This is a genomic window from Wolbachia endosymbiont (group A) of Portevinia maculata, from assembly GCF_964028525.1.
In the GTDB taxonomy this organism is placed as follows: Bacteria; Pseudomonadota; Alphaproteobacteria; order Rickettsiales; family Anaplasmataceae; genus Wolbachia.
This window is the reverse complement of the sequence record NZ_OZ034786.1, coordinates 1-26,050: the sequence shown is the minus strand read 5'-3', so window position 1 is coordinate 26,050 and position 26,050 is coordinate 1. Positions and strand designations below refer to the sequence as shown.

Genomic DNA, 26,050 nt, shown 5'->3' with positions numbered 1-26,050 from the left:
GTCATCCGAGTAGCCCCTCTTCTGTCATCCGAGTAGCTGACACTGGGATCTCATTTTACTCTATAATGGCAGTGCTCCTTTCTCGTCATCCCAGTGCCCAGACTACTTGGATCCAGGAAACTTAACTCTACACCAAGTAAATGTACAATAAGAACTAGATTCCAGACTGGAATGACACCCTACTTAACCGTCATACCGCCGCGGTATCTCTTAGCATAGATCCCGCTAACAAGCAGCGGGATGACGAATTACTTAACCATTATACCGCCGCGGTATCTCTAGATCCCGCTAACACCTTACTATTACCCACAAATATAAATGTTTGTTGCATAGCTCTTAATGGCATAACTTTTGCTTGAAATAACTGTTTATATGGTGCAATTTACAGCTTTTAGTTGCTAAAATTATAACTCTTAATTTAATAATTTTAATCCAATAAGCTTTCAGGTTAATAAAATTAAATTATTTGAGTAAATACAATACCATGTCTTTATTTGTGGGTAATAGTAAGCGCTAACACGTAGCGGGATGACGAGATGCCACCGCGAACCGTCATACCGCGATTCATTCGCGGTATCTCTTAGCCGCTAATACGTAGCGGGATGACGGTTGTCGGTAGGCCTAAATTACTTTAGCCATAAATATTTAAGAAATTTACCAAACGAAAAAAAAGGCAAAAGAAGCCCCGAGTAGCGAGTTTTGACTCTATATTACTGTAAGTGGCGCTGTAATAATGTGCTGACGCTTAGTTTAAGCGCGATTTGGCTGAATGTAGAAAAAATAAAAAAGACATGCAGCCGCTATAATTTTATCTAATCCGCCAATAAATACCCTGAGTTTTTTACTGAATTTTTGTTGTTGAACCTGCGCAGATCAAAAACAAGTTTTGAGTCATAAATACCCTTATTATCATAATAAGGGGGCTGGCGGAGTTTGTCAAGGAAGTTTTTGTATTTTAATTTTAGAATTTTATAGGCTTTTGTTTTCATGAAATTATGTTCTCATGGGTAAATTAATGTTATCCTTTTTTGTTGATCTAAAGTTTTTTATGTTCATACACTTACGTGTTCATAGTGTTTATTCGCTGCTTGAAAGCTCGGTTAAAATTGAGGAGCTGATAGGCCTTTGTTTGCGAAATAAAATGCCAGCGGTTGCAATTACTGATTCAGGCAACTTGTTTGGCTCGCTCGAATTTTCAGAATATGCAGCAAGTAGGGGAATACAGCTAATAATAGGATGCAATATTATAGTTAAACATTCAGAACAAAATTTACCTATATTATTGCTTGCAAAAAATGAGCAAGGGTACACTAATTTAGTCACTTTGGTGAGTGAGTCTTTTAAAAAGCGCAAGAATAACAGCGATATTCCTTACGTTGATTTTGATGAGCTATTGAATTTAAGTATGGGTCTGATCGCTTTAACCGGTGGATGTTTGGCTCAACTATTGTTGGGGCAAGATAAAGAAACGGTTGAAAAACTGCTTTCAGCATTCGATGGTCATTTATATGTTGAATTGCAGCGTCATGGGCTGAATAAAGAGCTAGAGCTTGAAGAAGCTTTAATAGATTTTGCTTATCAGCGCAATGTACCACTGGTTGCAACGAACGATGTGTTTTTTCCAAATAGGTCTGATTATGAGGCTTATGACATATTAACGTGCATATCGGAGGGGAGTTATGCCCTGGAGAATAACAGAAAGAAGTTAACTACCGAGCATTACTTCAAATCTGTGGCAGAAATGGAGGAGCTGTTTAGCGACATTCCCGAAGCAATTCATAACACTTTAGTGATAGCTAAGCGGTGCTCTTACATGCCAAGAAGCAGGCAGCCTATCTTGCCTAAATTTCCTTGTCGAGAAAATAAAACTGAGAATGAAGAACTGAGGGAGCAGGCAGTTGCAGGATTGAAGCTGCGTATTGCAAAATCCTCTTCTGTCACCAGAACACCCTCCACTGTCATCCCAGTACTTGATACTGGGATCCAGAGAGATTCCAGCGTCACGCGCTGGAATGACACCAAACCAGATGATGACACACAACATGATATCGATTTCAAGCAATACTACGACAGGTTAGATTATGAACTAAGCGTAATAACTTCGATGAACTACGCTGGCTACTTTTTGATAGTTTCTGATTTCATTCGTTGGAGCAAAGCAAATGGCATTCCAGTTGGTCCAGGAAGAGGCTCTGGTGCTGGATCAATTGTTGCTTGGAGCTTACAGATTACAGACCTTGATCCAATAAAGTTTGGCCTAATATTTGAAAGGTTTTTAAATCCCGATCGTGTATCAATGCCTGACTTTGATATCGATTTCTGCCAAGAGAAAAGGGACCTGGTTATTGATTATGTTCAGAAAAAGTACGGTTATGTTGCTCAAATAATCACTTTTGGAAAATTGCAAGCAAGGGCAGTATTGCGTGATGTTGGTAGAGTATTGCAAATGCCTTACTCTCAAGTGGATAAAATATCTAAAATGGTTCCATTTAATCCAGTAAATCCTGTAACTTTATCGCAAGCGATAGAGCTTGATCAAAACCTGCAGAAAGAACGGGATAGTGATGAGGTAATTGCAAAGCTTCTTGATATATCACTAAAGCTTGAAGGAATATATCGTCACGTTTCAACTCATGCTGCTGGAATTGTAATATGTGATCAAAAGTTGGAAAATTTTGTTCCTGTGTACTACGATCCAAATTCGGCTCTGCCAATCACTCAATACAGCATGAAATATGTGGAGAAAGCTGGGTTAATAAAATTTGATTTTCTTGGACTTGGTACGCTAACACTAATAGATCATGTATGTCGTTTAATTAATCGTGATGAAAAAAAGATCGATATTTCTTCAGTTCCTTTGAATGATCAAAAAACCTATGAGATGCTCTCTAGCGGTGATTCAATTGGAGTGTTCCAGCTTGAAAGTTCGGGAATGAGAGAAGCTTTAATCAAATTAAAGCCAGATTGCATTGAAGATATTATCGCTTTAATTTCCCTTTATCGTCCAGGACCTATGGATAACATTCCAACTTATGTTGCAAGAAAGCATGGACTTGAAAAGCCAGATTATATTCATCCGTTACTTGAAGGAGTGTTAAAAGAAACATTTGGGGTAATAATCTACCAGGAGCAGGTGATGGAAATAGCCCGTATTCTTTCCGGGTATAGCTTAGCGGAAGCAGATCTGCTGAGACGTGCCATGGGTAAGAAAATTAAGGAAGAGATGGATAAACAACGTGAACTTTTCATCCAAGGGGCAACGAAGAATGGCGTTGATTATGACAGGGCAAGTTATATCTTTGACCTTGTTGCAAAATTTGCTGGTTATGGATTTAATAAATCTCACGCAGCTGCATATGCGGTTATATCTTATCAAACGGCTTACCTTAAAGCTAATTATCCATTAGAATTTTTTACAGCACTAATGAATCTAAATATTGATGATAGAGATAAACTGAATTTATTTTATCATGCAGCAAAGTTTAGTGGCGTTACCGTTCTTCCACCTGATATAAACAAGTCTCAAGCTGAATTCTCAATAGAGGGTGAGTGCATACGTTATGGTATTGCTGCCTTGAGGAATGTTGGTTTTTCTATAGCAGAAGGAATAGTGAACACACGTTCAAGCGCTTATAAGGACATATGGGAATTCATTCAAAATTCAGGTCATATAATAAATAAGAGAGCGCTAGAAAGCCTAATTAAATCCGGGGCATTCGATAGCGTGCATAAGAACAGAAAGCAGCTATATGAGTCAATGGACATGCTGATTTACTTTGCAAATAAAAACAAACAGGATAGGGAATCAAGTCAAGCTGCTTTGTTTGGTAGTCTTGATGTCCTCAAACCGAAATTTGAGAATGTGGAAGATTTTGATGAAGAGGAAAAATTAGAGCATGAGTTATTTTCACTAGGATTTTATTTAACTAATCATCCACTTGAAAAATTTAGAATTCTTCTGGAAAAGTTAAATATTGGGTTTATCGGAGAAAATAGAACAGCAAAAACTGCTGGGGTAATATTAAATGCACGTATGAGAACTTCAGAGCGTGGAAGGTTTGTTATACTCACACTTTCTGATCCCCATAACGTTTCTGAAATAGCATTTTATAATAATGAAATAATAGAAGAAAAAAGAGATTTATTTTCACCAGGAACATTTGTGATAATTGATCTTGAAGCTTCGGAAAATACGACAAGATTAGCAGGCAAGGATATATCTGAGTTTACAAAAAGAATCGCTTCTACAATAAAGGAATTAGTTCTCACCACTGAGTGCACGGATTCGCAAAAAGCCGCTATGGAATTAAATGCAATATTGAAAGATAAAGGCAGAACCAAAATAATGCTAAAACTTCTTCTCGAAAAACATAAAGTGAGCATCTTATTACCAGGTGCATACTCAATTGCTCCTCAAGTTATTTATGAAATATCTAACTTAAGCTGGATTAAAGGCGTAGAAATTAATACAAATAACTTGCTTATATAAAAAAGCTTTATATAATGAAATATTTAATCGGTATTAAAGGAAGATATAGTGAATCTTTATGAATTTACTTTTATAGCACAACAAGGATTATTACAGCAAGAAGTAGAGGAGATGGTCCAAGAGCTAGCTGTTTCATTGAAAAATATTAAAGCAGATGTTATTTTCCAGAAGATCAAGAGTCTTATGGAAAGGCAAAATAGTACGCTTACAAAACAAGAGTTAGAAACGCGTGCTGAAGACATTAAAGAAGGTCTAGTTGCTTACTCTGATTTCTTAGAAGATCTTACAAAAATTTTATGGGTTGAATTGGAAGAAGATCTTTCAAATTTGAAAGAAGTGAAGTCAAAAATCGATAAAGAGTTGAAAGATGACCTAAAAGATTTAGGAATAACGCAAGATTTTATAAAATTTCTAGGAGGCAGTGAGCAAATTACTAAAAGTGCGTTTATCCATAATGCAGTAAATGCTTTGAAGAGAAATATTTCAGAACATCTAATAAAGATTTTTCAAGATATTTTGAAAGATTTTAGAATAAACGGTCCAACTCAATCGAGCAAAGCATTGGAGATGCTTTTGGAAAACATTGAAGCATCGGGATTAATCAAGTATGAACATTGGGGTCTTTTGGATTTTGCATATCCAATAAATAAGATGAAGAGCGGTCATTATTGTATAATGTGCATAAGTTCTACTGCAAACATTCTGGATGAATTTGTGCGTAGAATGAAACTTAATGAGAACGTTATTCGCCACTTGTCTGTGCAGGTTGATAAATTTTTTGAAGGTAAATCTTATATGATGAATAAACAAATTGAGGAGCAAAACGCATAATGATGAAAAGACGAAATAGTTTTAATAATTCTTACGTATCTGTAAATAATAGGACTGGCTTTAGGCGTTCTAAAGTTTGCCCTCTTGCTACGTCTAAAGATGAAGACATAGATTATAAGAATACAGATTTATTATCCAAGTTTACCTCTGACTATGGTAGGATATTACCTAGAAGGTTAACAGGCGTATGTGCAAAAAAACAAAGGAAGTTACGCTTAGCGATCATAAGGGCACGTTTTTTGGCTCTTGTTCCTTACTGTACTAAAAAAGTTTAGGTAATTTATGTTGATAATTTTAAAGGAAAATATAAGGACTTTAGGTAAGCTTGGTGAAGTTGTCAAAGTTAAACCAGGTTATGCACGTAATTTTCTTTTTCCACAAAGAAAAGCGGTGAAAGCTACCAAGGAAAATTTAACAAAGCTAGAGGAGCAACGTTTATTACTGGAAGAAGAGAATATAAAAAGATTAAATGTAGCAAAAGAGCTTGCATTGTCACTACATGATAAGTTTGTGGTATTGATAAAGCAAGCTTCAGAGGATGGTAAAATTTTTGGTTCTGTAACAACACGTGAAATTGCGAAAGTTTTACTACAAGAAGGACATGCGATAGATCATCGTAGTTTATCTTTTGGTGGAATAAGCATCAAAAACTTGGGTGAATACCAAGTAAACGTAGAATTACATAGTGAAGTAGTAGTACCAATTACTATATACGTCGTGAAATCCGAAACAGATGCGCATGAATTAAGGCAAGTAAAGTTGCAAAATCAGAAGTCTGAGCAACAAGAAGGTGAAGCAGTGGAGCAAGAAGATACAAATAACAAATAGCAGTGAATAAAATATATCAACTATTCCTGTCATTCCAGTGCCTTTTTTTTCTGTCATCCCAGTGCGTGACACTGGGATCTAGCATGTTCAAAGATAAGACGGGGGTCATTTAATGATCCCGCGCTATAGCCAAAAAGAAATGTCTTCCATTTGGGAGGAAAATAATAAATTTAATATATGGCTTAAAATAGAAAAATTAGCGTGTGAAGCTCAAGCAGAGTTAGGAGTGATTCCAAATAGTGTTGCTCAGAAGCTCTCTGGTGCTATTGAATTTGATATTGAACGTATCAACGAAATTGAATCCATTGTAAAACATGATGTTATAGCTTTTCTGACATATGTTGCTGAAAAAGCGGGAGTTGATGTTCGTTATCTCCACTATGGAATGACAAGTTCTGATGTTTTGGATACATGCCTTGCGGTGCAGTTGAAAGAGTCATGTGATATTTTACTCGGGAATCTAAAAAATTTACTTGCAGTATTGAAAAAAAAAGCTGAGGACTATAAAGATATTGTTTGTGTTGGGCGCAGTCATGGAATGCATGCAGAACCAACAACTCTTGGATTAAAATTTGCTAGATTTTATGCTGAATTTAAACGCAATTATCAGAGATTAATTAGCGCGCAAAAAGAGATCTCAATTTGTAAAATATCAGGTGCAGTAGGTAATTTTGCAAATGTTGATCCGTTTGTTGAAGAGTATGTAGCAAAAGAAATGGGACTCATACCTGAAACCATATCGTCTCAAGTCATTCCTCGTGATAGACATGCCATGTTCTTTTCGGTTTTGGGAGTGATTGCAAGCTCAATAGAAAATATTGCAATTGAAATTCGTCATTTGCAAAGAACTGAAATCGGCGAAATTTCTGAGCATTTTTCCATTGGGCAGAAGGGAAGCTCTGCTATGCCACACAAATGTAATCCTATTTTAAGTGAAAATCTGACGGGACTCTCACGTTTAATACGCAGTTATGTTTTTCCTGCGTTAGAAAATGTTGCATTGTGGCACGAACGTGATATATCACACTCGTCTGTGGAAAGATGCATTGCTCCTGATGCTTGTATAACAATGGATTTTGCTTTAGTGCGATTAACAGATTTGATAGATAAATTGGTAATCAATAAGGAAAACATTGAAAAGAACTTAAATTCTTCAAAAGGTTTAGTTTTCTCACAGCGTGTATTGCTTGAGTTAGTAAATAGTGGTTTGGCGAGGGAAGAGGCGTATAAAATTGTTCAGAGCAATGCAATGAAAGTGAAACAAAACAACAGTGATTTTCTGGCCGAATTGAAACAAGATAAACCTTTACTTAAGGTTATTAACTCGGAAAAACTTGAATCTTTGTTTGATTTGAAATATTATACAAAGCATGTAGGTCACATATATAGCAAGGTTTTCAATTAGGCTGAGTAGCTCAGTTGGTAGAGCAGGAGGATCATAATCTCTTGGTCGGGGGTTCAAGTCCCTCCTCAGCCACTCGAACTAAACTATGTTTAGCAAGATAGTGCTATTGGTGAAGTAGTGCGACCCAGTGTCAGCTACTTGGAATGGTTACGTTCAGTTGTATATCCACTTAGGTGTACAGTTTAGAGGAAAATGGATAAGAGATTGTGAAAAGGGTTTAGCTTTTGGCCTATGATCTCTTTAAATGACAGAATTTCACTACAAAACTTAACTTTCTTCTATGCAATTAGCTAAGTCAAGAAAGGTGAATCTATCTCTTGTTGCAAACGCAAGATCGACCACTTTACAATATTGTTCTTTATTCCAACTGAGGTGCTCTGGTAAGTGCGGAATTGATAGATCTTCAAATATTTTTTGCAGGTATTTTGCAGGTAGTAAATTTTGCTTAATTAAATTGGAAATATTAGTCCATTCTTTACAAATAATCTCTTGGATTTTTTGCTGCATAATTTGCTTCTGTTCAAAAGTTCTTACAAATTCGATATTATCAAAGCACTGAGTTATATGTTTTACATCTAAAGTGGTCGGGTTGATAATCGGGTTTTGTATTGATAATATTTTTTCCTGCAAATTAGCCATGGTAATCGTCGTAACAGCAATTTTTTCGCCATGTAGTGAGGAATGATCTCTTGTTACCATTTCCATTGCGTGAGCTATCATATGCTCTCCTTGGCTTGCAGAATAGCTGCCTTTTGATATTACCATTCCAAGTCCTGAAATTAGTAGAACTTCCATAAGTAATAGGACCACTTTTCTACTTCTTTTAGTAAGCGCCGTATACTCTCTTAGCAAAATTTGCTCCAAATCGCGAACAAGTGTAAAAGGTAATTCATTGTATTCTGTGCCAAGCAACAAATGAGATAGTAGCCAGTCAGCCTGAACTGTCGAACGGCAAATGAAATCTGCAAATCCGCTTAATGTGAGGCGCAGTGGTGCATTGGTAAGTATGTCTATATCTATATATATCGCTCTTGGAAGATGTGCTTTGAACGATTTTTTGTATCCATTTACTAATATTGAAGCATTTGCGGATGTATATCCATTCATGGAAGCGGCTGTTGGGAACGATATATAATCTTTTTTCTCGAGGTAGCTTGCATATTTGCAGATGTCGTTAACGGTGCCGCTACCAAATGCAACTATTAAGTCACTGTCTTTTGCTTTGTTTCTAACTAAATTTATGGTTTCAAGAGAGGCAAGTGAAAGATTAGTACCCATGGTTGGTGTCATTCCAGCGCGTGACGCTGATTTTTTTTCCTGGATCCCAGTCTCGAAGGACTGGGATGATAAAATGTAGGGAGCATCCGAAATGATATGAGGTTTTGCAAGAGGCCTAATGGTATTGCTCGGGATAATTAAGTGAGAAATTTTATTAAATACGTTTTTGTTTAAAAGTTTTGCTGTATTTTCATCTGCAACTAGAAAGATGTCATTTCCGTGTCGTGTGCATATTTCATAGATATCATCAGCAAGGTGGTAATCTGTTATTACTTCTCTTAGAAAAGTTTGTTCGGTTTGATGTAATATTTGTTTTAAATAGTGCATAGAGTGTTTACAATATAGCAATATAATTATTTTAAGGTTGACATGAAAATTGACCCTGTAGAGCTAACTAAGAAATTGATCTCTTTTGAGAGTATAACACCAAGGGACGGCGGGGCAATAGAGCATATAGCAACAATCTTCAAGAAAAGTGGCTTTGACTGTGAGATTTTAGAATTTGGTGATGATGGAACTAAAGTTAAAAATCTTTATGCGAAATATATAAATGGAGTACCAAATTTGTGCTTTGCTGGGCATGTTGATGTTGTACCACCGGGTCAGTTAAAAGATTGGGCATTTGGTCCATTTAATCCAGAAGTTAGAGATGGAATGCTATATGGAAGAGGAGCAGCTGATATGAAAAGCGGAATAGCTGCATTTATTGCTGCTATGGCAAATTTAATTGCAGAAAAGTTTCAATTTAATGGTTCGATAAGTGCATTGATTACCAGTGCTGAAGAAAGCACGGAAGAATATGGAACAAAGGCAGTTTTGGAATGGATGAAAAGTAAGCAAAAAAAGATAGATTTTTGTGTAGTTGCCGAACCAACCAGTAGTGAGAAATTAGGTGATACCATAAAAATAGGCAGAAGAGGTTCTGTAACATTTGAATTAATTTGCCATGGAAAACAAGGACACGTTGCCTACCCAGACCTAGCAGATAATCCAATATATAAGGTAATATCGATATTGAGTAAGGTAAAAAATACTACTTTTGATCATGGTAATAAATATTTTCAGCCTTCACATTGCGAAGTTACTACTATCGATGTTGGAAATAATACTAGCAATCTAATACCTAGTTCAGCAACTACACGTTTTAACATTCGATATAACGATACACAAACACCTGACGGCTTATATAAGCTGATTGATGAAATATGCTCCAGTATAACTAACGATTATAAACTTTCTATGCATAGCAGCAGGGACGTTTTCCTCTCTACTCCTGATAGAAATACTGATATTATGCTTGATGCGATAAATAAAGTTACCAGTATTGATGCTGTGCTGAGCACAAGTGGTGGCACATCTGACGCTGCGTTTATCAAAGATGTTTGTCCAGTGATTGAATTTGGTATAATCAACAAAACCGCACATCAGATAAACGAATGCGTATTAGTAAATGATATACATAAATTAACAGCTATATATAAGGAATTTATAGAAAATTATTTCAATCCCACTAATAAAATATTGAGTCAGGTCAACGTAGTTAGTAATATATCTAGTGGTCCATTGTTAGCTTAGATGTAATCAGATCTCTTGCATAACTGTTGTTTGAGTAACAACTGCCAGCGTGTGACGTTAGAATCCAAAAACCATGAGAGCTACAAAAACCACTTGACAAACTCCGCCAGCCCCCTTATCATGAAAATGAAGCTATTTATTTATCTTCTCTGTACAGATTAAATGACAAAAAAACTCAACGTATTTGGCGTCTCATGTTTAATTTTTTGCACTATGTGCACTCTATGTCTTTATCAAATTTCTAGGTTTTTACCTATACAAGCTGAAATACGCTTATAAAGCATTTAAAACATTAAAAAACGCCAACTTAAAAAATGGATAGTGAATAATTAGCTACCCTAGGGTTTCTTTTGCCTTTTTTTCTGTTTAGTAAATTTCTTAAACATTTATGACTAAAGGTTAGTTGCATTAAAAAGCAGCTAAATCGCGGTTATTAAGCGTTTAGAATAAAAAAACGCCATACTTGAAAGTATAATGTAAGTAATTAGCCAACCACGGGGCTTCTTTTGCCTTTTTTTCCATTTGGTAAATTTCTTAATATTTGTAGCTAGAGACTCTCATCTTTAGCGAGCTTCAAGGTAATTGGTTGCTATTTGCGAAAATATTTGCATAATTTAAGCAACATTAATTGATAAAAATTAACTATGGAGCTTAATAAGATTGCAGCATCGATTTTACTTTCTGGGCTAATCATTATGATAGTCAGCAACGTAGTTGATATGCTGTATAGTCCAGAGGAATATAAGATTGAACACCAAACGATAGTAGCTGCTGGTAACAATGAGTTCCAGCAAAAAATCGAGCAAGTGGCGCTCGATATTGGAGCGCTCATGCAGAATGCTAGCTTTGAAAAAGGCAAGTCAGCAGCGAAGAAATGTATAGCCTGCCATAGTTTTGAGAAAGGTGGAATGAATAAAGTAGGACCAAACTTATGGAACGTAGTTGGAAACAAAAAGGCTCATCTTGGTAACTCATTCAATTACTCAAAAGCAGTGCTTGAAAGAGGTGGAAAATGGGGGTATGAGGAGCTATTTGCTTTCTTAAAGAACCCAAAAGCCTATATAAAAGGTACGCGTATGGCATTTGCAGGTATTTCCAATCCACAAGAAATTGCAGATCTAGTTAGTTATTTGCGTCAATTGAGTGATAACCCGGTTGCTTTGCCAAAGTAGTATGGATTATTGTAATGATGGAAATAATGGTCACATAGCATATCGAAAGCTACAAGGAAAGAAAGCTTCTGTAGTTTTTTTCGGTGGATTTGCATCTAATATGGATGGAACTAAAGCAACTGCTATTTACAAATTTTGCCAAGAAAACGATATAGCACTTGTGCTATTTGATTATTTTGGTCACGGTCATTCAAGTGGTGATTTTATTGATTACACGATAAGTGATTGGCAAGAAAATTGTGCTAAAGTGATAAGTGAATTAACTAGCGATAAACAAATAATTATAGGTTCAAGTATGGGAGGATGGCTGATGCTGCTCATTGCCCTTCAATTTTCAGAAAAAATTGCAGCATTAATCGGCATATCGTCTGCTCCTGATTTTACTGAAGATTTGATATTCAAGCAATTGTCAGGCAAGCAAAAAAAAGAACTAGGTTCTAAAGGTGTAATAGATTTTACTTCAGAGCATTGTACATACAAAATAACTAAAAATTTGATCGAAGATGGCAGAAAGAACCTTCTTTTAAACAGAGAAGCAATAGATATAAACTGTCCTGTGCGCTTATTGCATAGCATTAATGATAAAGATGTTCCTTATCAAACTTCATTGAATTTAGCTGAAAAAATTAAGTCAACCGATGTTGAAGTATACTTGATGAAATCAGCAGAGCACAACATGTCTGACAATCACTCACTGAAAGTTTTATTTAAGACCATTAGAGAATTTTTGCCAGCAAAAACATATAGGTAACCGTTCACAGATTTCCACTTAATTCTTCAATCGGGAGTGTTAAATAAACTGTGTCAAACCGAAAAAAAAGTAATAAATTGATATAAAAAAATGGAGGTTTGACAATGAGTCAGAAAGTAGTAAACAGAACTACCGGTTTGGTAGATTATAAAGAATTAGAAACAAATATCCTGTCGTCTATACGAGAAGGAAGACCGTTGACAGGAAGAGATGGAGCATTAACACCGTTTATAAAAAAGTTGCTGGAGGTAAGCCTGGAAGGTGAAATAGAAAACCACTTGTCGGCTGAAAGCGAAGAGAATAATCGAAGAAATGGGAGGAATGCAAAGACTTTACGTACAAGCGCAGGGTCATTTGAGCTTTTGACGCCAAGAGATAGGGAAGGAAGTTTCGAACCACAAATAGTCAAAAAAAGGCAAACAAACTTACATCCAGAGCTTGAAACGAAGATTTTGAGCACATTTGCCAGTGGTATGGGCTATAGAGATATAGTGTCACATGTTGAGGAAATTTATGATCACAAAATATCGGTGGCAGAGATATCAAGTATTACTGACAAATTGCTACCAGTAATCAACGAATGGCGTAGTCGCCTGCTGCAGTCTGTATATCCGATAGTTTTCATGGTTTTTTAAAGTCAAAGAGGACGGGCATTGCGTAAGTAAATGCATGTATAACATATTAGGCATAGATCAAAATGGCAAAAAAGAAGTATTAGGTTTTTATTTGGCTGAAAGTGAAGGAGCTAACTTCTGGTTGGGAGTGCTAAATGACCTCAAAGAAAGAGGAGATACCGTCTTGTTAGTCAACAAAAAAATTATAAAAATTTCCCAAGTTGCATCATAAAATCAAAAAATACTTCCAATTGTGTAACAGTACACAGATTATAGTTAGTGGATATGTTGATAAGTAAATTAGTTTTATACGCACAAAACAGATGAAGTTTACTTATCAACATATCCACTAACCAACAACATTCAATAAATTTGTGTAAGATACCACTTTACATAAGATAGATAGGAAGCATTTTTGATTTTAAAGTACTAAACCTTCAGTCAACCTCCTAGCCCTGTAGTTTTTGATATGGTTAGGATCAAAAGCACTTTTGGATGTCAGAATACCGAAAATGATATGGAGTAGCTTACGCATTGCAGCACCAACGATGGCCATATTATGCTTACCCTTTTCCTTTAATCTTTGGCAAAAGCTCATAATGATAGGATTGTGATTCTTAGCTACTATGGCAGGAAAGAAAAGTGCCTTACGTAATGTTTGTGAACCGGATTTACTTAATCTGGGTTTGGCATATACAGAGGAACCTGACGTCATATTTCGTGGTATAACTCCTGTATATGCTGCCAATTGCCTGGCATCTCTAAAAACCTCTATATCAGAAACTTCAGCTAAAATAGCTATTGCTGATTCTTCTCCTATGCCTGGAATAGTCAATAGAAGTTGAAAATTTTCCAACAATTCTTTGTGTTGATTTAATAGTTCACGTACGGAGTTTTTTATTGTTTCTATTTTTTGAGCTATATTCATTGCAAGGTCTTCCCAAGCATTTGCAACTTCTTTAGGCAGTCTCTCTTTTTTTTCTAAGTGGTTATTTACTAATGTTAACTCATCTTTTAACGCAACTGAGCAACGATAAAGATGTTTTAATTTTTTCATTTCAGGAGAAGGTGGTGTCCAACTAGAAGGTTCCTGTCTTTGGCAATAATCAGCAATAACTTCTGCATCGGTCTGATCATTCTTTTGTCGTATCAGCTTACTCCTTGCATAAGATTTTATGCAATAAGGATTTACAACACTTACAAAATGTCCAGCATTGTGTAGAAATTCAGCCAGTGCTTCGCTATAACAACCAGTAGATTCCATGCAGGTTTTTACTTTTTCTACATTATGTTTGTGTAGAAAATTCAGTAGACTTTGAAACCATCGTTCTTAAAGCTTCTTTTTCTAGTTTCACGCTTTCCTTTTTTGCTTATAAATGAGAGAAAAACATCAAAGCGATCTTTTGATATATCTATGCCCAAAAAGTTGTTGATCATATATAACCCCATACGTTACCATTAAAAATGAAAAGTAAGGCTAGTCTTGTGAATACAGAATTAGAACCATTCAGGTCTTTCTACGATACCGTCCAGCCTATACTTTTGAGAAGGGAATTCTTATCTCCTCTACAGATTTTATATCTAAGAAGAAGCACAGAGTTCCTCCCTTCTCCACCTAATGCTTAAGCTTAAAACATTAGATGCTTTTGACAAGATACAAGAAGAAGGCTACTTGGATGACGCCCTCCTAGTGGACTCAAATCACAATGTTCGTACAGTTATGCGTCAAGCCTAAAAACAGTTAGCTAATAGGTTTAATAAAAATTCACATATACAGGAAAGATTGGTAACATTATTTGAACAGAAATCGTTATTGTAATTATGCCAAAACGCACAGATATAGAATCTATATTAGTAATAGGAGCAGGCCCAATAGTTATAGGTCAGGCATGCGAGTTTGATTATTCCGGAACGCAAAGCTGTAAAGTATTAAAAAGTGAAGGTTATAAAGTCATTTTGGTTAACTCCAACCCCGCAACTATAATGACAGATCCTGAGTTTTCTGATGCAACTTATATTGAGCCGGTACTGCCTGAAATCATAGAGAAAATTATAATTAAGGAGATGCCAAATGCAATATTGCCAACAATGGGCGGGCAAACAGCACTCAATTGCGCAATAAAACTTGCAGATGATGGAGTGTTAGACAAATACAATGTAGAATTAATAGGGGTAAATAGAGAAGCAATAAAAAAAGCAGAGGATAGAGAGTTATTCCGTCAGTCCATGGATAAAATAGGGCTAAAATACCCCAAAAGTATCATTATAAAAAATCAAGAACAAATAAGAAAGGCTTTGGATTACATTGGATTACCAGCAATCATCCGCTCGTCATTCACCCTTGGTGGTGCAGGTAGCGGCATAGCATACAATAAAGAGGAGTTTTTCAATATTGCAGAAAGTGCTCTCAAAATTTCGCCAATAAATGAAGTTCAGATAGATGAATCAATTATCGGCTGGAAAGAATATGAAATGGAAGTTATCCGTGATTGTAAAGATAACTGCATAATAGTCTGTTCGATAGAAAATATTGATCCAATGGGAGTGCACACCGGAGATAGTATCACGGTTGCTCCTGCTTTGACTCTGCGTGACGTAGAATACCAACAGATGAGAAATGCATCTATAGCAGTGCTAAGAGAAATTGATATTAGTGCCGGTGGTGCAAATGTTCAGTTTGCAGTGAATCCTAAAGAAGATGGAAGCCTCGTTGTGATTGAAATGAATCCAAGGGTTTCTCGCTCTTCTGCACTTGCTTCAAAAGCAACAGGTTATCCTATTGCAAAAGTTGTAACTAAACTTGCTATCGGCTATTCACTCGATGAGATACGTAATGATTGCGCTCCAGTTATACCTGCTGCATTTGAACCAGTGATTGATTACATCGTCACTAAAATTCCTCGTTTTGAATTTGAGAAGTTTAAGGGGACGAATTGTGAACTATCAACTTCCATGAAATCAGTGGGGGAAGTGATGTCGATCGGCCGCACTTTTAATGAGTCGCTGCAGAAAGCTTTTCGCTCGCTTGAAACTGGGCTTACGGGACTTAATGAAGTATTTCCTGAAAATACTGATATTGATCACATCAGATCTCAATTAGCAAAATTGCTGCCAAACAGATTACTGATTGCTGCTGACGCAATGCGTCATGGAATAAGCATAGAAGAAATAAATTCGATTACAGGATATGACTTATGGTTTTTGCAGAATATACAGCAAATTATATTAGCTGAACAAAAAATCAAGGAAAACGGCCTTCCTGAGACTGCATATGAAATGTTAGAGCTGAAAAAAATGGGGTTTTCAGATGCAAGATTGGCAAAATTAAGCAATAAGAAAGTAGAGCAAATTGAAGAAATAAGAAAAAAATTTGGCATTAAACAAGTTTATAAGCGTGTAGACACCTGTGCAGCTGAATTTGAATCGAGCACTGCTTATATGTATGGCTGTTATGAGGGTAACACAATGATGTCATTCCAGCGCGTGACGCTGGAATCCAGAGATAAGGAAGAATGGATCCCAGTGTCAGCTACTCGGATGACAGAGGGAATGGAGTGCGAAGCAGATGTTTCTGACCGAGAAAAGGTTGTCATTTTAGGAAGTGGTCCAAATCGCATTGGTCAAGGTATTGAGTTTGATTATGCATGCGTACATGCAGCTTCTGCCGCCAAAGAAATGGGGTATGAAACAATAATGATCAACTGTAATCCAGAAACCGTTTCAACTGATTATGATACCACTGATCGTTTATATTTCGCCCCACTGATTGCAGAGGATGTGCTTGAAATACTAAGTAAAGAGCAAGAAAATGGCACACTGGTTGGTGTAATAGTTCAAATAGGTGGTCAAACACCTTTAAAGTTAGCCAAAGTGCTTAACGAGAGAGGTTTCAAAATTCTGGGAACTTCGTTTGATTCTATTGACCTTGCAGAAGATCGCATGAGGTTTAAAAACCTTGCTTTGCAACTTAATTTAAAACAACCTGAAAGTTCTATCTGCCATTCAGTAAAAGAAGCGTTAACCAACGCAGAAAAGGTGGGGTTTCCACTAGTAGTCAGGCCATCATATGTCCTCGGCGGTCAGTCTATGTCGATTAGACACGATACTCAGAGCTTTAAAGAGTATGTCTTGAATCAAACCAAAATTTTTGAACACGGATCGCTGCTTCTTGATAAATTTTTAGTCAATGCAGTTGAGGTTGACGTTGATGCTGTGTGTGATGGGAAAAAAGTTTTCATTGCAGCGGTCATGGAGCATATTGAAGAAGCTGGTATCCACTCTGGCGATTCAACATGCTCAATACCGACAAATACATTGAGTGACGAAGTAATAAAAGAGATCGAGCTCCAAACTGAAAGAATAGCTCTTGCACTAGAAGTGAAAGGTCTGATAAACATTCAGTTTGCTGTTCAAGAGAGTTATGTATACATACTTGAAGTAAATTTACGAGCTAGTCGAACCGTTCCTTTTATTTCCAAGGTAATCAATATTCCTATTGCAAAGCTTGCCACTCAGGTTATTTTGGGTAAAAAATTGAATCAGGAAAACAAGCCTTTCAATCATTTTGCAGTTAAAGCTGCTGTTTTTCCATTCACGCGCTTTTCGGGAATTGACACTCTACTTGGTCCTGAAATGAAATCAACAGGAGAAGTAATGGGAATTGACTCATCGTTTGAAGCTGCACTTGCAAAAACGCACATGGCTGCAGGATACAAGTTACCAATAGAAGGAACAGCTCTGGTTTCAGTAAAAGATGATGATAAAGAGTATATATTGCCTGTTGCACGAATGTTGAAAGAACTGAGTTTTGAAATATATGCAACCAAAGGCACAGCTTTATATCTGAATAATAACGGCATTGCTGCAAAAGCTGTAAATAAAGTGAGAGAAGGCAGACCCCACATAGTTGATATGCTCAAAGATGGAAAAATAAATCTAGTAATCAATACTTCAAAAGGTGTGAAATCAGTCTCAGATAGCAAAGATATCAGGAGAACTGCTATTTTGCAAAATATAGCTTATAGCACCACAGCTTCTGGGAGTAAAGCGTTAGTGCTTGCAATTCAATATGTAAAGAATAGCAAATTGGAAGTGAAATCATTACAGCAGATACAAAACGTTTAAATGCCAAACGAAAATAATTCATTACTCTATCTCAAAATTGTGGTAGAGTAATGTAAGTCAAATTTTTTTACTGACTTGCCTATGTATTATGGTATTTGTTAAAGAATTATTGAATAACGGTTATGCAACATGAATAAGGTAAAAAGGAAACGAACTCAATTTTATCAGCCTTATCCATTACGTAAGACGAGGAAAACAGAAGCAAAAAATACCCAAGAATTATATGATCCAACACTAACTGATATTAGGTTAGGCGAAAGTGATAATCAACAAAGTTTGGAAGTAATATAAAAGATCCGATGGAGTTCTCTCGCAGTGATTTGTCAAACAAAACAGATGAACACGAAAGTGATAATCGACTACAGAACTTTAGTGATTATGATTCATATGATAGTTCTGCTGATGGTAATCAGACGCCTTGTACTGAACCAAGTGATTGGGACTCAAATTCGAGCTGTAGTTCAGATTATTCTTATTTTCCGGAAGGTGGCTCACTTTTAATGGATCTAGAAATACCATTAACTGAAAATGAAGAGAAGCTGATTGATGAATTTTGTAAGGAGATGAAAAAGGTGGAAGAAGAAAATAACAAAGAAAGTGCTTTAAGGCTTGTTCGAGACATAACAAATAAATATTTAGGGAAAGGGATAAGACTAAATTCATGTTATGGTGATCGTTATAGAACTGTAACAAATTTGATATTTGAAGAAATAATAGATGTTATCAATAATGAAGGCCTATGCCCTAGCAGTAAAGCGCATGCATTTAGAGGTCAGGATGTTTCTTGTAACAATGAAGATCAAGATGATGACAACACGAATGAAGCACTGGAAGATGGTAATTTAGACATCATAAGAAACACCATTAGGGATTTATTGTTAAAAGGTGGGAAAGTAGAAAGAGGTCTTTTCGATGGTGGTGAGCTAGGATATGTAACTTCTGATTCTGATTATGTAAATGATCTCTTTGCACAATGTAAGGAAATTGAAAACGATCTAAAAAATGCAGCATATGAAAGTATTGTAAACAAAAATGAGCAAGCTCAAAAGGACAAATTAGAATTAAAAGTAGAGATAGATAATGAGTGCTTTTGTATAAAATATCCACAAGATAGTACTGTTGAAGTTGCAAAAATCCTAAGCAATGAAAAGAATAAAGGTTTAAACTTAAGAGTTGGTATACTGCAAATTGGGAAAAGTATAGTAAGAGTTGAAAGCTACAACGGAAAAAGAAATTATCTGGATGTTTGTAAGCAAGGTGTAACATTATCTTTTGATAGTGAAGCAGGAAAAATCAGTATTCATCTAAATCCTAAGGAAAATAGTAATGAAATAGAAGTAAAGATTGATAAGGAGAGCGAAGCAAGGCTTAACGAGTTAGAAGATAAGGGGAAAAGTTTAGGAGAAAACTGTCTTTTAGGAGGAAAAAGCGTTCTGGAAGCTATACGAGATGGAAATTTTGAAAGAAATAGAAGTATTATACCAACTAGCGTAATTGAACAGCCAAATGCTGCAACGAATACTCCACAATCTTACCTAGAGAACATTAGTCTGAGCGGACACAATTACAGAACTAAACGTATTGATTCAAGGCATGGCTAATGTGCAAATATTGAAGCAAAAGTGATCAGTGCTTGACACTGCTCTCCTTTGTCATCCCAGTGCCCAGACACTGGGATCCAGGAATTTTATTAAGTTGGTGAGCATAAAAATAGCTGTTTTACGTTAAAATACAATGTTTTGATGATTATGGAAAGGCTGGATTCCAGTGTCAAGCACTGGAATGACACCATTTGTTGTAAACTTACTTTTTTCTTGATTTTTTGGTTTATCTCGCCTACCTATTTTGCCACTTTGCTGAACGGATACAACTAAACAATAGGTCTATCTACTTCATTCTAATGTGATTTCAGTTTTTTTTACATGCAAACTCTCTAATCCCACCTTATAGTTAGGATAAATTAGAGAGACATTAAGATCTTTTTTAATTTTAACATTACTTACTTTTTTTGACCCTAAATAAAAACTCTGTGCATAATCTGGTAAGGAAGAAACCTCAATTGGCTCTGGAGGACTAACATTGAGGAGTTTGGCTGCATACATTATCACTTCAGATTGTGTAGTGGGTAAATCATCTGCACAATTGTATACTTCACCAGGTTTTATGTTTTGCATGGAAAAAAATAGAATGTTCGATATATCTTCAACGTGAATACGAGAAAAAAAATGCCCTTCTTTTTTCACATTTTTTGCTTTGCCAAGCTGCAAGTCAATTAACACGTTCCTACCAGGACCGTATATTCCAGCTAAACGAAAAATATGTACAGGCAGTTTGCTATTCAGCCACTTCTTTTCAGATCTAAGGCGCTTTTCTCCTCTGATTTCTATAGGTTTTGTTTCAGATTCCTCATTCACCCAATTACCAGAGTAATCACCATAAACGCTAGTTGCAGACAAATAACCAAACCATTTAACATTTTGCAGGCAATCACCATATCTCTCCATAACATCATCACCATCTGGAGGAATAGAAATTAAAACGTGCGTTGCGCTTTTAAGCAGATCTTGACTAACTTTCTCATAATTAAAGAGGATTACATTTTGTATATTTTTACTTCTTGATGTGCCACTGACTTTCCAACCTAAGTTCAGCAGTTTTTTCGATAAAAATTTAGCCACATATCCATAACCAAAGCAAAACAAGTGCATGAAAATTAATTTTTAAAATTCTTCTTGATAAATTCTACTCCTAATTTTATCCCCTCTTCATTAATAATATGCCCTAATGCATGAATTGGGTGCCCTTCAACATTTATTCCATTTTCTTTCAAAGCTTTAACCGCTAAGTCGAGGGACGAAAAAGGTACCACGTCGTCAGCATCACCATGGATAACACATATGTTAGGTTTTGACTTGATCTCTGGTGCAGTTTTTGAAGGTGAAAGAAACCTACCAGAGTATGCAACAACTGATGCACAGGATTGAGAGCGGGTGAGAGCTGTATGTATTGCAAGCATTGCTCCTTGAGAAAATCCAACCAAAGAAAGTTGCGTATCTTTTAAATTAAGCTCCTTTAATTTTGTATCAATGAAATGATTTACAATTGATGTAGCATTTTTTACTCCATTATATAGCGCTTCCTCACTACGATCTTCCAAGCTGAACCACTGATAACCATCACCTATTTCTCTTTCAAACGGAGCATTGGGTGCTACAAAATATGACTCGGGTAAAAACTTGCTCATAACTTTAGCAAGGTGAATGAAATTATCGCCACTTGAGCCCCAACCATGTAAAAAAATAATCAAATTTTTCTTATTTCCGCCTGCACAAATTTCTTGGCCTTTAAGTTCAATCATTTCTTTTCCTTTTGCATTTATATTTTTATTTAACACTAATTTTCAAATTTGTAAAAACATACTGTGATTGCTGTTGAATGATGGAGAGACATACTCCATTATTTTATACCTATAGCTAACTGAAAAAAGGTTACCTCAGAAGGGATAAAAAGGTATAAAATGGCTTTGGATAAGGTAGAATGATGCCAAAGTGAGGATCTGAGGGAACGTGTTTTGAAAGTAGTAGACGAGAAAAAAATGACTATGGAGGAAGATGTTCAAAATTGATAGAAAAACAATATATTGGTGGAGGAAAAGAAGAGAAGAAACAGGAAGCATAAAACCATCTTCAGGCTATCAAAAGGGGCATAGTCATAAAATTAAAGACTTAGATAGCTTTGTCGAATTTCTAGATGAAAATCAGAGTTGAAAAGATAATTGAAAAATTTGGCAATATGTGCAAAGACAAAGTATATAACTACCTTAAAAAAGTGAACTATATGTATAAAAAAAACTTTTCTCTACCAGGAAAGGGATGAAGGAAAACGAAAGGAAGTCATACAAAAGGTAGCAGAAATAAATGAAGAAAATTTAGTATTCATAGATGAATCAGGTATAGAAGACAACGAATTTTATGAATATGGATGGTCTCGAAGAGGAAAAGGGCTATTTGCGGAGAAACCAGGATACAAAGGAAGAAATAATTGGAGCCCTAAGTGAAGAGGCACCATGAGGGATATTGCAACAGTGAGCTTTTTGAAGCGTATGTTGAAAATAGGCTTATGCCAATATTAAAACCTGGCTAGGTTTGACAATGCGAGTTTTCATAAGTCTGACAAGACGAAAGAATTAATAGAAAGGGAGTGTTAAATAAACTGTGTCAAACCGAAAAAAAAGTAATAAATTGATATAAAAAAATGGAGGTTTGACAATGAGTCAGAAAGTAGTAAACAGAACTACCGGTTTGGTAGATTATAAAGAATTAGAAACAAATATCCTGTCGTCTATACGAGAAGGAAGACCGTTGACAGGAAGAGATGGAGCATTAACACCGTTTATAAAAAAGTTGCTGGAGGTAAGCCTGGAAGGTGAAATAGAAAACCACTTGTCGGCTGAAAGCGAAGAGAATAATCGAAGAAATGGGAGGAATGCAAAGACTTTACGTACAAGCGCAGGGTCATTTGAGCTTTTGACGCCAAGAGATAGGGAAGGAAGTTTCGAACCACAAATAGTCAAAAAAAGGCAAACAAACTTACATCCAGAGCTTGAAACGAAGATTTTGAGCACATTTGCCAGTGGTATGGGCTATAGAGATATAGTGTCACATGTTGAGGAAATTTATGATCACAAAATATCGGTGGCAGAGATATCAAGTATTACTGACAAATTGCTACCAGTAATCAACGAATGGCGTAGTCGCCTGCTGCAGTCTGTATATCCGATAGTTTTCATGGTTTTTTAAAGTCAAAGAGGACGGGCATTGCGTAAGTAAATGCATGTATAACATATTAGGCATAGATCAAAATGGCAAAAAAGAAGTATTAGGTTTTTATTTGGCTGAAAGTGAAGGAGCTAACTTCTGGTTGGGAGTGCTAAATGACCTCAAAGAAAGAGGAGATACCGTCTTGTTAGTCAACAAAAAAATTATAAAAATTTCCCAAGTTGCATCATAAAATCAAAAAATACTTCCAATTGTGTAACAGTACACAGATTATAGTTAGTGGATATGTTGATAAGTAAATTAGTTTTATACGCACAAAACAGATGAAGTTTACTTATCAACATATCCACTAACCAACAACATTCAATAAATTTGTGTAAGATACCACTTTACATAAGATAGATAGGAAGCATTTTTGATTTTAAAGTACTAAACCTTCAGTCAACCTCCTAGCCCTGTAGTTTTTGATATGGTTAGGATCAAAAGCACTTTTGGATGTCAGAATACCGAAAATGATATGGAGTAGCTTACGCATTGCAGCACCAACGATGGCCATATTATGCTTACCCTTTTCCTTTAATCTTTGGCAAAAGCTCATAATGATAGGATTGTGATTCTTAGCTACTATGGCAGGAAAGAAAAGTGCCTTACGTAATGTTTGTGAACCGGATTTACTTAATCTGGGTTTGGCATATACAGAGGAACCTGACGTCATATTTCGTGGTATAACTCCTGTATATGCTGCCAATTGCCTGGCATCTCTAAAAACCTCTATATCAGAAACTTCAGCTAAAATAGCTATTGCTGATTCTTCTCCTATGCCTGGAATAGTCAATAGAAGTTGAAAATTTTCCAACAATTCTTTGTGTTGATTTAATAGTTCACGTACGGAGTTTTTTATTGTTTCTATTTTTTGAGCTATATTCATTGCAAGGTCTTCCCAAGCATTTGCAACTTCTTTAGGCAGTCTCTCTTTTTTTTCTAAGTGGTTATTTACTAATGTTAACTCATCTTTTAACGCAACTGAGCAACGATAAAGATGTTTTAATTTTTTCATTTCAGGAGAAGGTGGTGTCCAACTAGAAGGTTCCTGTCTTTGGCAATAATCAGCAATAACTTCTGCATCGGTCTGATCATTCTTTTGTCGTATCAGCTTACTCCTTGCATAAGATTTTATGCAATAAGGATTTACAACACTTACAAAATGTCCAGCATTGTGTAGAAATTCAGCCAGTGCTTCGCTATAACAACCAGTAGATTCCATGCAGGTTTTTACTTTTTCTACATTATGTTTGTGTAGAAAATTCAGTAGACTTTGAAACCATCGTTCTTAAAGCTTCTTTTTCTAGTTTCACGCTTTCCTTTTTTGCTTATAAATGAGAGAAAAACATCAAAGCGATCTTTTGATATATCTATGCCCAAAAAGTTGTTGATCATATATAACCCCATACGTTACCATTAAAAATGAAAAGTAAGGCTAGTCTTGTGAATACAGAATTAGAACCATTCAGGTCTTTCTACGATACCGTCCAGCCTATACTTTTGAGAAGGGAATTCTTATCTCCTCTACAGATTTTATATCTAAGAAGAAGCACAGAGTTCCTCCCTTCTCCACCTAATGCTTAAGCTTAAAACATTAGATGCTTTTGACAAGATACAAGTAGAAGATATCCTTATTGCCTGCGTTGATGGGCTGAAAAGCTTTCCTGCAGCTATAAACAGTGTCTTTCCTAATGCGGAAGTGCAGATGTGTATAGTGCATCAGATACGCAACTCACTGAAGTATGTGGCCAGTAAAGATGCGAAGAGTTTTTTGAGCGATTTAAAGAAGGTATATCAAGCTTCAAGCAAGGAAATTGCCGAGAATTATCTGTTGGAATTGGATGAAAAATGGGGCACAAAGTACCCTATGGTTATAAAATCTTGGCAGAATAATTGGGAAAACTTGTCTGGTTATTTTAAGTATTCTGGTCCAGTTAGGAGGATAATCTACACCACCAATCCCATAGAGGGGCTACATAGGCAAATTAGGAAATTCACTAAGACCAAAGGCTCATTTACCAGCATAAATGCCTTGTATAAGCAGGTATATTGTGCTATAAAGAAGGCAGAGGAAAAGTGGACGATGCCTGTACATGATTGGGCATTAACTATCTCTCAACTTGATGTTTTCTTTCCTGGCAGATTGAAAATTGAGTTGAACTAAAAATGCGGTTTGACACAGTTTATTTAACACTCCCCTTCAATCTCACTAATAGAAAGGCCTGTAAACTTGACAATAGTGTTGACATCAACATTATTAGCCAGCATTGCTTTTGCGACTTCAATTTTCCCTTCAATTTTCCCTTCAATTTTTCCTTTCTCTATACCTTTTTGTATACCTTTCTCTTCAGCAAGATCAAGTCTGTATTCAAGAATGGCTTCTTCTTTCCGTAGATCCATTATTCTTTCTTCGTAAGCTACTAAATCTTTTTCGTTCCAACGAAACTTGTCTAATTCATCATATGCTAGCTTTATTATTGGCGCTTTTTCTGCTATCTCTTTTAAGTCCTCTTCTGTTGTTTCTTCTGCGTATTTAAAAAAGAAACACCACCTTTCTACTATACTTTCTAACTGCTCTACTTTACTTTTTGAAAATTTGGGCAATTCTATAAAGATAAATTGAAAATCTTTTAAGTAATGGCCGTTAGTTTTTATATCACGTATATTGTGAGTAGAGATATAACCAACTTCTTCAGGAAGTAAGTTACAATTTGATATAGCAATAAAGAAGACTTTCTTTAAATCAATGTAGTTGCCAGATTTATCTAATTGTCTTGAGTAGGCTTTAGCGGCATATAATTGAGCGCGTTTTTCGAAGCCCTTGTCTCTAGCGAGCTGCATTTCTGCTATATATCTATTTCCGTGAGAATCCTTGCAGAGAACATCAACAATACTTTGTTTATCAGAGGCAACTTCGGGATCCATAATAGTGCTAAGAAACTCAACTTCTTGTATTGCATTTATCTCAGTAAACCCTAAAATATCGTTCAAAAAGTGGATCAGGATATTCTTATTTTTTTCCGTTCCAAAGATTTTTTTGAAACACAAATCATTGCGAGGATCGAGAAATTTTGAAAGAGCCATGGCAAAAATGCTTGAAAATATTAATAATTATACACTATTATTAACAATTATTCAACCATATTTTTGAAGATAGCTATAG

The 26,050-nt window shown here is 35.9% G+C and carries 16 protein-coding genes, 1 tRNA gene and 5 pseudogenes; 16 read left to right on the top strand and 6 right to left on the bottom strand.

What is annotated here, in order from left to right:
• Positions 1–1,048 precede the first annotated feature (1,048 nt).
• The 6 genes from dnaE to ABWU36_RS00085 all read left to right on the top strand — a co-directional run bounded on the left by dnaE (position 1,049) and on the right by ABWU36_RS00085 (position 7,625).
• Positions 1,049–4,489: a DNA polymerase III subunit alpha gene (dnaE, locus tag ABWU36_RS00110; RefSeq protein ID WP_265016792.1), complete on the top strand. Its 3,441-nt coding sequence runs from the start codon at positions 1,049–1,051 to the stop codon at positions 4,487–4,489.
• Between the two features lie 48 nt (positions 4,490–4,537).
• Positions 4,538–5,320 carry a 30S ribosomal protein S6 gene (rpsF, locus tag ABWU36_RS00105; RefSeq protein WP_265016769.1) on the top strand — a complete coding sequence of 261 codons (783 nt, stop codon included), beginning with the start codon at positions 4,538–4,540 and terminating at the stop codon, positions 5,318–5,320.
• The gene (rpsR, locus tag ABWU36_RS00100; protein WP_064125330.1) at positions 5,320–5,595 is read left to right on the top strand and encodes a 30S ribosomal protein S18; all 276 of its coding nucleotides are present in this window, start codon (positions 5,320–5,322) and stop codon (positions 5,593–5,595) included. The genes rpsF and rpsR overlap by 1 nt, the downstream gene beginning before the upstream one ends.
• A gap of 7 nt (positions 5,596–5,602) precedes the next feature.
• Entirely contained in the window at positions 5,603–6,148 is a 546-nt protein-coding gene (rplI, locus tag ABWU36_RS00095) for a 50S ribosomal protein L9 (protein ID WP_264735518.1), read from the top strand.
• Positions 6,149–6,260: 112 nt separating this feature from the next.
• Positions 6,261–7,553 (top strand): adenylosuccinate lyase, encoded by a 1,293-nt coding sequence (gene purB, locus ABWU36_RS00090; protein WP_253309630.1) that lies wholly within the window; start codon positions 6,261–6,263, stop codon positions 7,551–7,553.
• Positions 7,553–7,625, top strand: a tRNA-Met gene (locus tag ABWU36_RS00085). The genes purB and ABWU36_RS00085 overlap by 1 nt, the downstream gene beginning before the upstream one ends.
• A 195-nt stretch (positions 7,626–7,820) precedes the next feature.
• On the opposite strand, the gene ABWU36_RS00080 is transcribed toward ABWU36_RS00085, so the two are convergent.
• On the bottom strand, positions 7,821–9,158 hold the full coding sequence (locus ABWU36_RS00080) for an iron-containing alcohol dehydrogenase (RefSeq protein ID WP_264688448.1): 1,338 nt from the start codon (positions 9,156–9,158) through the stop codon (positions 7,821–7,823).
• Positions 9,159–9,200: 42 nt separating this feature from the next.
• On the opposite strand from ABWU36_RS00080, the gene dapE reads away from it, so the two are divergent.
• From dapE to ABWU36_RS00060, 4 genes and pseudogenes are all read left to right on the top strand, one after another.
• Positions 9,201–10,406: a succinyl-diaminopimelate desuccinylase gene (dapE, locus tag ABWU36_RS00075; protein WP_353272848.1), complete on the top strand. Its 1,206-nt coding sequence runs from the start codon at positions 9,201–9,203 to the stop codon at positions 10,404–10,406.
• Positions 10,407–11,050: 644 nt separating this feature from the next.
• Positions 11,051–11,578: a c-type cytochrome gene (locus ABWU36_RS00070; RefSeq protein WP_253309627.1), complete on the top strand. Its 528-nt coding sequence runs from the start codon at positions 11,051–11,053 to the stop codon at positions 11,576–11,578.
• A 1-nt stretch (position 11,579) separates the two neighbouring features.
• Positions 11,580–12,329, top strand: a complete 750-nt coding sequence (locus tag ABWU36_RS00065) for an alpha/beta hydrolase (RefSeq protein WP_353272847.1) — start codon at positions 11,580–11,582, stop codon at positions 12,327–12,329.
• Positions 12,330–12,433: 104 nt separating this feature from the next.
• Positions 12,434–13,136 (top strand): annotated as a pseudogene (locus tag ABWU36_RS00060) (transposase); the annotation flags it as partial.
• A 228-nt stretch (positions 13,137–13,364) separates the two neighbouring features.
• On the opposite strand, the pseudogene ABWU36_RS00055 reads toward ABWU36_RS00060, so the two are convergent.
• Positions 13,365–14,380 (bottom strand): annotated as a pseudogene (locus tag ABWU36_RS00055) (IS110 family transposase).
• A gap of 384 nt (positions 14,381–14,764) precedes the next feature.
• On the opposite strand from ABWU36_RS00055, the gene carB reads away from it, so the two are divergent.
• The 3 genes from carB to ABWU36_RS00040 all read left to right on the top strand — a co-directional run bounded on the left by carB (position 14,765) and on the right by ABWU36_RS00040 (position 19,668).
• Positions 14,765–18,067 (top strand): carbamoyl-phosphate synthase large subunit, encoded by a 3,303-nt coding sequence (gene carB, locus ABWU36_RS00050; RefSeq protein WP_353272846.1) that lies wholly within the window; start codon positions 14,765–14,767, stop codon positions 18,065–18,067.
• A 129-nt stretch (positions 18,068–18,196) separates the two neighbouring features.
• Positions 18,197–18,358 (top strand): hypothetical protein, encoded by a 162-nt coding sequence (locus ABWU36_RS00045; protein WP_264688451.1) that lies wholly within the window; start codon positions 18,197–18,199, stop codon positions 18,356–18,358.
• A 29-nt stretch (positions 18,359–18,387) separates the two neighbouring features.
• Positions 18,388–19,668: a hypothetical protein gene (locus ABWU36_RS00040; protein ID WP_353272845.1), complete on the top strand. Its 1,281-nt coding sequence runs from the start codon at positions 18,388–18,390 to the stop codon at positions 19,666–19,668.
• Between the two features lie 291 nt (positions 19,669–19,959).
• Here ABWU36_RS00040 and ABWU36_RS00035 read toward each other — a convergent pair whose 3' ends face one another.
• Together ABWU36_RS00035 and ABWU36_RS00030 are read right to left on the bottom strand one after the other, a co-directional pair.
• Positions 19,960–20,775 (bottom strand): SDR family oxidoreductase, encoded by an 816-nt coding sequence (locus ABWU36_RS00035; RefSeq protein ID WP_353272844.1) that lies wholly within the window; start codon positions 20,773–20,775, stop codon positions 19,960–19,962.
• Between the two features lie 5 nt (positions 20,776–20,780).
• Positions 20,781–21,425, bottom strand: a complete 645-nt coding sequence (locus tag ABWU36_RS00030) for an alpha/beta hydrolase (protein WP_309166945.1) — start codon at positions 21,423–21,425, stop codon at positions 20,781–20,783.
• 253 nt (positions 21,426–21,678) lie between these two features.
• Between ABWU36_RS00030 and ABWU36_RS00025 the strand changes: the two genes are divergently transcribed.
• Together ABWU36_RS00025 and ABWU36_RS00020 are read left to right on the top strand one after the other, a co-directional pair.
• A complete protein-coding gene (locus ABWU36_RS00025) occupies positions 21,679–21,834 on the top strand; it encodes a hypothetical protein (protein ID WP_253309621.1) in 156 nt (51 codons plus the stop codon).
• 501 nt (positions 21,835–22,335) lie between these two features.
• Positions 22,336–23,038 (top strand): annotated as a pseudogene (locus ABWU36_RS00020) (transposase); the annotation flags it as partial.
• 228 nt (positions 23,039–23,266) lie between these two features.
• On the opposite strand, the pseudogene ABWU36_RS00015 reads toward ABWU36_RS00020, so the two are convergent.
• Positions 23,267–24,282 (bottom strand): annotated as a pseudogene (locus tag ABWU36_RS00015) (IS110 family transposase).
• Between the two features lie 223 nt (positions 24,283–24,505).
• On the opposite strand from ABWU36_RS00015, the pseudogene ABWU36_RS00010 reads away from it, so the two are divergent.
• Positions 24,506–25,051, top strand: a pseudogene (locus ABWU36_RS00010) (IS256-like element ISWpi15 family transposase); the annotation flags it as partial.
• A gap of 23 nt (positions 25,052–25,074) precedes the next feature.
• Here ABWU36_RS00010 and ABWU36_RS00005 read toward each other — a convergent pair.
• Positions 25,075–25,971 (bottom strand): Rpn family recombination-promoting nuclease/putative transposase, encoded by an 897-nt coding sequence (locus ABWU36_RS00005; protein WP_265045026.1) that lies wholly within the window; start codon positions 25,969–25,971, stop codon positions 25,075–25,077.
• Between the last annotated feature and the right edge of the window lie 79 nt (positions 25,972–26,050).

Excerpts from the sequence above, each read along its gene's own strand:
- rplI (WP_264735518.1), top strand. The coding sequence starts at position 5,603 with ATGTTGATAATTTTAAAGGAAAATATAAGGACTTTAGGTAAGCTTGGT.
- dapE (WP_353272848.1), top strand. The coding sequence starts at position 9,201 with ATGAAAATTGACCCTGTAGAGCTAACTAAGAAATTGATCTCTTTTGAG.
- dnaE (WP_265016792.1), top strand. The coding sequence starts at position 1,049 with ATGTTCATACACTTACGTGTTCATAGTGTTTATTCGCTGCTTGAAAGC.
- carB (WP_353272846.1), top strand. The coding sequence starts at position 14,765 with ATGCCAAAACGCACAGATATAGAATCTATATTAGTAATAGGAGCAGGC.
- rpsR (WP_064125330.1), top strand. The coding sequence starts at position 5,320 with ATGATGAAAAGACGAAATAGTTTTAATAATTCTTACGTATCTGTAAAT.
- ABWU36_RS00065 (WP_353272847.1), top strand. The coding sequence starts at position 11,580 with ATGGATTATTGTAATGATGGAAATAATGGTCACATAGCATATCGAAAG.
- ABWU36_RS00025 (WP_253309621.1), top strand. The coding sequence starts at position 21,679 with ATGTTCAAAATTGATAGAAAAACAATATATTGGTGGAGGAAAAGAAGA.
- ABWU36_RS00030 (WP_309166945.1), bottom strand. The coding sequence starts at position 21,425 with ATGATTGAACTTAAAGGCCAAGAAATTTGTGCAGGCGGAAATAAGAAA.
- ABWU36_RS00045 (WP_264688451.1), top strand. The coding sequence starts at position 18,197 with ATGAATAAGGTAAAAAGGAAACGAACTCAATTTTATCAGCCTTATCCA.
- ABWU36_RS00080 (WP_264688448.1), bottom strand. The coding sequence starts at position 9,158 with ATGCACTATTTAAAACAAATATTACATCAAACCGAACAAACTTTTCTA.
- purB (WP_253309630.1), top strand. The coding sequence starts at position 6,261 with ATGATCCCGCGCTATAGCCAAAAAGAAATGTCTTCCATTTGGGAGGAA.
- ABWU36_RS00070 (WP_253309627.1), top strand. The coding sequence starts at position 11,051 with ATGGAGCTTAATAAGATTGCAGCATCGATTTTACTTTCTGGGCTAATC.
- ABWU36_RS00035 (WP_353272844.1), bottom strand. The coding sequence starts at position 20,775 with ATGCACTTGTTTTGCTTTGGTTATGGATATGTGGCTAAATTTTTATCG.
- ABWU36_RS00005 (WP_265045026.1), bottom strand. The coding sequence starts at position 25,971 with ATGGCTCTTTCAAAATTTCTCGATCCTCGCAATGATTTGTGTTTCAAA.